The following is an 8,719-nucleotide window of genomic DNA, read 5'->3' on the forward strand; positions in this document are numbered from 1 at the left end:
AATCATGGATGGTTTCCGGCTTTTGCGCGAGACTGACGGCTGGGCCGCCCATGGTTTCCCAGTGGGCAGATGCCACTAGGATGGCGCGGGGCGTGGGCAGCGAACGCCCAAGCCCGCGCAGGAAGCGGCTTGCCGGGCTGTCCTCGACAGCCAGCATCGGCGAGCCGTGGGATACGAATAGCGTCGGCAGGCGGGTCATAGTTCATCTCTCCATTACGGAATTAGTCACACAACTGACTATATTCGTTCGCTGGCAAGAGATAAATCCGCAAATCGTTGATAGATCGTTTCCTGTTCATTGATGACCAGCACCGCAGGGATAGCCGCCTCGCGATAACATCATTCTAAAACTTGGCAGACAACCAACGACATTGCCGCTCGCCTCCCTACACTGAAAGTGTGCCCCCAAGGAGAACGGCAATGCCATCCGCGCTCCCTGCGTTTATCCTGGTTTCATCCGCCACACTGGGAAACCTCGCTCCCGGCGAGGCGGAACAGGCATATTGGGACTGCGAATTCGCCGCGACGCAGATGCAGATCAGCCTGGATGAAGCAGCCCTGTGCAGCGAAGTCTACGAGCACCTGAAAATGGTCCGGTTCGACGGCCAGTTCGCGCGTTTCCTTGCGTGGTGGCAGGAGAACAAGCAGCGCGAACTCTCATCCCGGGCCGAGCGGCAGTCCGTACCCGATTAACCGTGTATCCACACCCGGATCAGCGACAGCAGTTGCCCCGTGTCCACCGGCTTGGTGATGTAATCCGACGCGCCCGCCGCGATGCACTTGTCGCGGTCTCCCTTCATGGCCTTGGCCGTCAACGTGATGATCGGCAATGACCTGAACCGCGCATTCTTGCGGATGGCGCGCATCGTATCGTAGCCATCCATGCCTGGCATCATGATGTCCATCAGCACGATGTCGATAGAAGGATCCGACTGCAGGATCTCGATGCCGTCGCGGCCGTTTTCCGCGTACAGCACTTTCATGTGCTGGCGTTCCAGGACGGAACTCAGCGCGAAGATGTTGCGCAGGTCATCGTCCACGATCAGCACTTTCCGCCCGGCCAGGCTGACGTCTGCAGCCTGCACATCGTCCAGCATGCGACGCTGTGTTTCGGGAAGGCTGTCGAGCGACCTATGCAGGAAGAGGGCGGTTTCAGCGACCAGCCGTTCCGGCGAACGGGCATCCTTCAGCACGACGGTCTTGGCGATGCGCTGCAGCCGGTCGGTCTGCTCCGCATCGAGGTCCGCCGCCGTGTAGACGACGATGGGTACATTGCGCAGCGCATAGTCGGCGCCGATCTGCTCGAGCAGGTCGAAGCCGTCGACATCCGGCAGGCGGAGGTCGAGCACCACGCAATCGAAGGGCGCGCGCCTGAGCAGGCGCAATGCGTCCTGCCCCGTCTCGACCGCTTCGATGTGGATGTCCTCATCGCCGATCAGCCGCACGATCGCATCGCGCTGGATCGGGTCATCCTCCACCACCAGCAGGTGGCGCCGTGCGCTGGTGACGAACTGCTGAATGCGCTTCAGTTCTTCATGCATGCGGCCCACGCTGACCGGTTTCTGGAGCCAGGAGATCGCCCCATGGCGCAACGCGCGCTCGCGGCTGTCGTTTTCCGACAGCACATGGACCGGGATGTGCCGTGTGCCGGGGTCGCGCTTGAGGCGGTCGAGGATGGTGAAGCTGCTTTCGTCGCGGTCGATGTCGAGCAGGATCGCCGCCGGACGGTAGTCACGCGTCAGGGCAAGTGCCGAATCCGGCTGCAGCGCGACGATGCCCTTGAAATTGTGCCCGCGTGCGTGGCCGAGCAGTTCCATGGCATTGTCTTCATCGCCATCCACGATCAGGACCGCCGGTTCGCCGGGAGCAAGGATGGCGCGGTCGTCGGGCGGTGCATCGTCATCCTCATGCTGCAAGTCGAACGCGTCTTCCCGCAGCCCTGGAACCGGCGGCATGGACGGCGGCAAATCGGACGGCAACGCCTGGGCCGGCGGATAGTCGTACACGGCGATGCCCTCGCGATGGTAGGGCAAATAGAGAGTGAATGTGCTGCCGCTGCCGAGTTCGCTCTCGACACGGATTTCACCGCTCAGCAGGCGTGCCAGTTCTCGGCTGATGGAGAGGCCGAGGCCGGTGCCGCCGTATTTGCGCGCAGTGCTGCCGTCGGCCTGCTGGAAGGCTTCGAAGATCAGTTGCAGCTTGTCCTGCGAAATGCCGACGCCGGTATCTGTGACGGAAAATGCGAGCACCGCGTCCGCGCCTGAGAGTGTTGGATGGTCGGCAGTCCATCCGCCGGATGCGACATCGATGCGCAGGGCGACCTGCCCGTGCGGAGTGAACTTGAAGGCATTGGACAACAGGTTCTTCAGGATCTGCTGCAGGCGTGTCGTGTCGGTGCGCATTGACGGCGGAAGGCCATTGTCTAGTTCAATGCGGAAGTCGATCTTCTTGGCATCCGCCATGTGACGGAAGGTGCGCTCCACGTAGGAACGCAAGGATTCGAATCGGTACTCGCTCAGCTCCAGCGTGACGGTGCCGGACTCGATCTTCGACAGGTCAAGAATGTCGTTGATGAGCGTCAGCAGGTCGCTGCCCGACCCGTGGATGGTGCGGGCGAACTCGACCTGGCCCGGCGTCAGGTTGCCTTCCGGGTTGTCGGAAAGCTGCTGCGCGAGGATCAGCAGGCTGTTCAAGGGGGTGCGCAGTTCGTGCGACATGTTGGCGAGGAACTCGGACTTGTACTTGGACGACAACGCGAGCTGACTGGCCTTTTCTTCCAGCGCGAACTTCGCCTGTTCCACTTCGCGGTTCTTGCGTTCCACCTCGATATTCTGTTCGGACAGCAGGCGTGCCTTTTCCGCCAGCTCAAGGTTGGTCTGCTGCAGCTCCTGCGCCAGCGATTGCGACTGGGTGAGCAGCGATTCGGTGCGGCTGTTGGCTTCGATGGTATTCAACACCACACCGATCGATTCCATCAGCTGGTCGAGGAAGTTCAGGTGGGTCTCGGTAAAGCGTTCCAGCGACGCAATCTCGATGACCGCCATCACCTGCTGTTCGAACAGGATGGGCAGCACCACGATATTAGTTGGCGGTGCGGCGCCGAGCCCCGACGATATCTGGATGTAATCGCGCGGCACGTTGGTCAGCCACACGCGCTGCTTCTCGACCGCGCACTGGCCCACCAGTCCCTGGCCGGGACGGAAGGTGCGTGTGAGTTCTTCCGCGGAGCGATAGCCGTAGGTGGACACCACACGCAGGCAGGGATCGTCCTGCGCGGCGTCCATCCGGTAAAACACGCCGTGGTGTGCATGGACGAGCGGTGCCAGCTCCGACAGGATCAGGGTGGTCACCGCGGACAGGTCGCGCTGGCCCTGCAGCAGGCGGGTGAAGCGTGCGATGTTGGTCTTCAGCCAGTCCTGCTGCGCATTCTTTTGCGTGGTTTCCTTCAGGTTGCGGATCATCTCGTTGATGTTGTCCTTCAGGTAGGACACTTCGCCGCGCGCTTCCACCTGGATCGAACGCGAGAGGTCGCCGCGCGTCACCGCCGTTGCCACCTCCGCAATAGCGCGCACCTGCGTGGTCAGTGTCGCCGCCATCTGGTTCAGGTTCTCGGTCAAATCCTTCCAGGTACCCGCCGCACCCGGCACCTTTGCTTGTCCGCCCAGCTTGCCTTCGGCACCCACTTCACGTGCCACCGTGGTTGCCTGATCGGCGAACACGGCCAGCGTGTCGGTCATTTCATTGATGGTGTTGGCCAGCGCCGCGATCTCGCCGCGTGCAGCCACGGTCAGCTTTTTCTTCAGGTCACCGTTCGCCACCGCTGTCACCACGCCGGCAATACCGCGCACCTGCGCGGTCAGATTCGCCGCCATGAAGTTCACGTTGTCGGTCAGGTCCTTCCAGGTGCCGGCAGCGCCTTCGACCTGCGCCTGGCCGCCGAGCTTGCCTTCGGTACCCACTTCGCGCGCCACGCGGGTCACTTCCGAGGCGAACGAAGACAGCTGGTCCACCATCACGTTGATGGTGTTCTTCAATTCAAGGATCTCTCCCTTGACATCCACGGTGATCTTCTTGGACAGGTCGCCGCGTGCCACCGCCGTCGTCACTTCCGCGATGTTGCGTACCTGGCCGGTGAGGTTCGATGCCATGAAGTTCACGTTGTCGGTCAAATCTTTCCAGGTACCCGATGCGCCCGGCACATTCGCCTGACCGCCGAGCTTGCCCTCGGTACCCACTTCACGCGCCACGCGCGTCACTTCCGATGCAAAGGATCGCAGTTGGTCCACCATGGTGTTGATGGTGTCCTTCAGTTGGAGGATTTCGCCGCGCACGTCCACGGTAATCTTGCGGGAGAGGTCGCCGTTTGCCACCGCCGTGGTCACGTCCGCGATGTTACGCACCTGCGAAGTCAGGTTGCCCGCCATCGAGTTCACCGAGTCGGTCAGGTCCTTCCACGTACCGGCCACGCCCGGCACGTTCGCCTGGCCACCCAGTTTGCCTTCAGTACCCACCTCGCGCGCCACGCGCGTCACTTCCGATGCAAACGAAGAAAGCTGGTCCACCATCACGTTGATGGTGTTTTTCAGTTCGAGGATTTCGCCCTTGGCGTCGGCGGTAATCTTCTTCGAGAGATCGCCACGCGCCACCGCCGTCGTCACTTCCGCGATGTTTCGCACCTGGCCGGTCAGGTTGGACGCCATGAAGTTCACGTTGTCGGTCAGATCCTTCCACGTGCCGCCCACGCCTTTCACATGCGCCTGGCCGCCAAGCTTGCCCTCGGTGCCCACTTCGCGCGCCACACGCGTCACTTCGGATGCGAAGGAATTCAGCTGGTCCACCATCACGTTGATGGTGTCCTTCAGCTCAAGAATTTCGCCTTTCACGTCGACGGTAATCTTCTTCGACAAGTCGCCACGCGCCACCGCCGTGGTCACTTCCGCGATGTTTCGCACCTGGCCGGTCAGGTTGGACGCCATGAAGTTCACGTTGTCGGTCAAGTCCTTCCATGTGCCGCCCACGCCGGGCACGTAGGCCTGTCCGCCGAGCTTGCCTTCGGTACCCACTTCGCGCGCCACGCGCGTCACTTCGGATGCAAAGGATCGAAGCTGGTCCACCATGGTGTTGATGGTGTCCTTCAGCTGGAGAATTTCGCCGCGCACGTCCACGGTGATCTTTTTCGACAAGTCGCCGTTCGCCACTGCGGTCGTGACGTCGGCAATGTTCCGCACCTGCGAAGTCAGGTTGCCTGCCATCGAGTTCACCGAGTCGGTGAGGTCCTTCCATGTACCCGCGACACCCGGCACGTTCGCCTGTCCGCCGAGCTTGCCTTCGGTACCCACTTCACGTGCCACGCGCGTCACTTCCGAGGCAAAGGAAGAAAGCTGGTCCACCATGGTGTTCGCCGTCGACGCCGCCCGCAGGAATTGGCCTTTCAACGGCCGACCGTCCACATCGAGCGCCATGCATTGCGACAGGTCGCCTTTGGCGACGGCGCCGATCACGCGCGCCATTTCCGTGGTTGGATGCACGAGGTCGTCGATCAGGGTATTGACCGCGCGGACCATCGCATCCCATCCGCCGCCCGGGCCCGGGATGGTGGCGCGCTGGTTCAGCCGCCCCTCGCGTCCGACGACGCGGCTGACGGTGGTAATGCTTTCGGCCATCTGTTCATTGGCATCGAGGATGTCGTTAAGGGTGTCGGCGACCTTGCCGGCGAGTCCGGTCCAGTCAGTCGGCATGCGTGCCGTGAAGTCGCCTTTTTTCAGTGCCTTGAGGGTGGAAAGCAGGACTTTGACGTCGAGCTCGTCGATGGTGGTGGCGCTCAGCTCCATGGAGGTGACCTTCTTAGAAATGTGAGGAATCCCTGGCCGCTCAGGCCAGGCTGCGCTGCATCAGCGTCTGCACGAGCTCTCCGGCCGGCAGTGGTTTGCTGTAGTAGTAACCCTGGTGTTCGTCGCAGCCGAGGTCATGCAGGACCGCGAGCTGCTCCCGGGTTTCGACGCCTTCGGCAACGACGCGCAGGGCAAGCGCCCGGGCCATGTTGACGATGGCGGCGACGATCGCGGTATCGCTGGGGTTCTTGCCAAGGTCGCGGACGAAGGACTGGTCGATCTTGAGGATGTCGATCGGCAGTGTCTTGAGGATGGAAAGCGAGGAATAGCCGGTACCGAAATCATCGATGGCAATCGTGATCCCGCTCTCGCTGATTTCGCGCAGGACCGAGGTCGCCTTTTCGGTGTCGGTGATGACCAGCGATTCGGTGATTTCGAGCTGGATGCTGGAAGGCGGCACCTGCTGCCTGCGCAATTCGCGATGGAGGATGTCGGGCAGGTCGGCGTAGATCTGCGGGATGGCGACATTGACCGCGATCGGTATCGAGGGTGTTGGCAGGCCTTGGTCGCGCCAGCGCCGGGCTTGGGCGCACGCGGCGGCGATCACCCATTCGCCGATCGATACCAGCATCCCGGTTTCGGACGCTGCCGGAATGAACTGGCCGCCGCTCAGCAGTCCCAGGCGCGGATGGTGCCAGCGCAGCAGCGCTTCAACGCCGGCCACGCGGCCGGTGCGGGCTTCGATCTTGGGCTGGTAATACAGCTCGAATTCGTCATTGTCCAGCGCTTGCTGCAGCTCCTGCTCCATGCGGCAACGTTCGAGCATGCGCGCATTCAGGTCTTCATGGAAGAACTGGATGGTGCCGCGCTGCTCCTGCTTGGCGTGGTACATCGCGAGGTCTGCGCTCCGCATCAACGTCTGCATGGTGTTGCCGTCCTGTGGAAACAGGCTGATGCCGACGCTGGCCGAGGTCTTGATCGTTTGCGAGCCGAGGTGGAAAGGCACGTCGATGGTGGCGATGATCTTGCGCGCGACTTCCGCCGCTGCGGCGTAGCTGGGCAGGGCTTCCATCAGTACCACGAACTCGTCGCCACCCAGGCGCGCGACGATGTCCGACTCGCGCACAGCGCCACCAATCCTTTCAGAGACCTGCCGCAGCAGCTCGTCGCCGGCATCGTGGCCCAGGCTGTCGTTGATGCTTTTGAAACGGTCAAGGTCGAGGAAGAGCAGCGCCAGCCGCTGGCCGTAGCGGTTGGCCATGGCGATCGCATGCTCCAGCCGTTCCGTCAGCGAGCGGCGGTTCATCAGGCCCGTTAGGGGATCGCGCGTGGCGAGGTCATGGGCGCGCGCCTCGGCCTGCCGCCGCTCGAGGATTTCTGTCTCGAGGGCGGCGTTGATGCGTTTCAGGTCCCGCATCTGCTGCACCTGGAGGTCGCGGTTCATCAGCGCCAGTTCTTCCTTCTGGTATTGCAGCTGGAGATTTTTCTTGGCCAGCTCGATGAAGACCGCAAGTTTGCTGTACAGGATCTGCGGGATGACCGGGCTGATCAGGTAATCCGCGGCACCGTGCTGGTAGCCGCGGAGGCGATTCATTTCATCGGCGTAATAGGCGGTGATGAAAATGATCGGCACCGACGCCGAGCGCGGATGCGAGTGGATGGTCTGCGCCGTTTCGAATCCGTCCATGCCGGGCATGCTGACATCGAGGAAGATCACGGCGAAATGATGGTCGAGTACCGCGCGCAGCGCTTCGGCGCCGGACGTCGCGGTGATCACCTCGTACTCGGCAGCTTGCGGGGCATTGACCAGCAAGGCTTTCAGTGCGAGCAGGCTCGGAGGGTGATCATTCACGAGGAGAATTTTTGGTTTAATCAATTGCGTCGTCTCTCGTTACCCTTGGCGGGCGTAGCGTATCCATGGGGCATGATGACGGCAGGAAAGTTTGCGCAGCGCAAACGTTTCCCTGGCGTCTCAAGCCGAGTGCGTTTAGAAAGATGAGAAGACACAATGTTCCCGTTGCAAGACGGGGAATTGCATGAAAGACGAGGATTTGGGGCGGAAAATTTCCCTGGTGCATCGTTAGTGATGCACCAGGGAAATAGCAAGGCGGGATCAGCGGATGCGAGAGGGACTTAACTGCGCGAGGTCAGCGCCGAATCCTCGAATATGTTCCGGTACGGCATTGCCACGCAGCATCGCCGCATACAGTTCACCTGCGGCTGCTGAAGACTGTATACCGTAACCGCCCTGGCCGGCAGCCCAGAAGAAGCCCGGCGCCTTCGCATCAAAGCCGCCGACGAAGCTGCCGTCGGCGACGAAGGAACGCAGCCCCGCCCAGACATGGCGCGGACGCCGGATCGATAGTGTGGTCATGGTCTCGATGCGGTCGATGGCGAGCGCCACGTCGAGTTCCTCGGCCTGCACATCGTGCGGCTCGACTGGATCGGCATTGGCCGGAGAGCCGAGCAGCAGCCCGGCATCGGGCTTCACGTAATAGCTTTCATCGACGCCGATGAACATCGGCCAGCGCGTGGCATCGACCCCGTCGGGCGCGGCAAAGGTGAATGCAGAGCGGCGCATCGGCACCAGCCCGACCGGTGCTGCGCACGCTATCGCGGCGACCGCGTCGCACCACGCGCCCGCGGCGTTGACGACGACCGGCGCTTCGAATACCTGTCCGCCCGCCGAAACGCGCCAGACGCTGCCCGTATATTCCATTGCCGCCACCGGCGCATCGCATTGCACCTGTCCGCCAGCGGCGCGCAAGCCACGCAGGTAGCCCTGGTGCAGCGCGTGGACATCCATGTCGGATGCGTCCGGTTCGTAGACGGCGCCGAGCACGCGTTCGCGGCGCAATACCGGCACCATATCGCAGGCTTGGGCGGCG

5 protein-coding genes are annotated in these 8,719 nt (G+C 62.2%); 1 reads left to right on the forward strand and 4 read right to left on the reverse strand.

Annotated elements, in window-relative coordinates:
• Window positions 1-199: dioxygenase family protein (locus AYR66_RS21425; protein WP_420093116.1), on the reverse strand; the 199-nt coding region annotated here is incomplete at its 3' end.
• Window positions 200-420: 221 nt separating this feature from the next.
• Here AYR66_RS21425 and AYR66_RS21430 point away from each other — a divergent pair.
• The gene (locus tag AYR66_RS21430; protein WP_088709192.1) at window positions 421-693 is read left to right on the forward strand and encodes a hypothetical protein; all 273 of its coding nucleotides are present in this window, start codon (window positions 421-423) and stop codon (window positions 691-693) included.
• Here the strand turns inward: AYR66_RS21430 and AYR66_RS21435 are convergent.
• The 3 genes from AYR66_RS21435 to AYR66_RS21445 all read right to left on the reverse strand — a co-directional run.
• The gene (locus AYR66_RS21435; RefSeq protein WP_088709193.1) at window positions 690-5,831 is read right to left on the reverse strand and encodes a HAMP domain-containing protein; all 5,142 of its coding nucleotides are present in this window, start codon (window positions 5,829-5,831) and stop codon (window positions 690-692) included. The genes AYR66_RS21430 and AYR66_RS21435 overlap by 4 nt on opposite strands.
• Window positions 5,832-5,871: 40 nt before the next feature.
• A complete protein-coding gene (locus tag AYR66_RS21440) occupies window positions 5,872-7,683 on the reverse strand; it encodes a putative bifunctional diguanylate cyclase/phosphodiesterase (RefSeq protein ID WP_234814967.1) in 1,812 nt (603 codons plus the stop codon).
• Window positions 7,684-7,944: 261 nt separating this feature from the next.
• Window positions 7,945-8,719: NAD(P)/FAD-dependent oxidoreductase (locus tag AYR66_RS21445; RefSeq protein ID WP_088709983.1), on the reverse strand; the 775-nt coding region annotated here is incomplete at its 5' end.

This window comes from Noviherbaspirillum denitrificans, from assembly GCF_002211445.1.
GTDB lineage: Bacteria > Pseudomonadota > Gammaproteobacteria > Burkholderiales > Burkholderiaceae_D > Noviherbaspirillum > Noviherbaspirillum denitrificans.

What these genes read in the sequence shown, in the direction of transcription:
- AYR66_RS21435 (WP_088709193.1), bottom strand. Translation starts at nt 5,831, where the DNA reads ATGGAGCTGAGCGCCACCACCATCGACGAGCTCGACGTCAAAGTCCTG.
- AYR66_RS21430 (WP_088709192.1), top strand. Translation starts at nt 421, where the DNA reads ATGCCATCCGCGCTCCCTGCGTTTATCCTGGTTTCATCCGCCACACTG.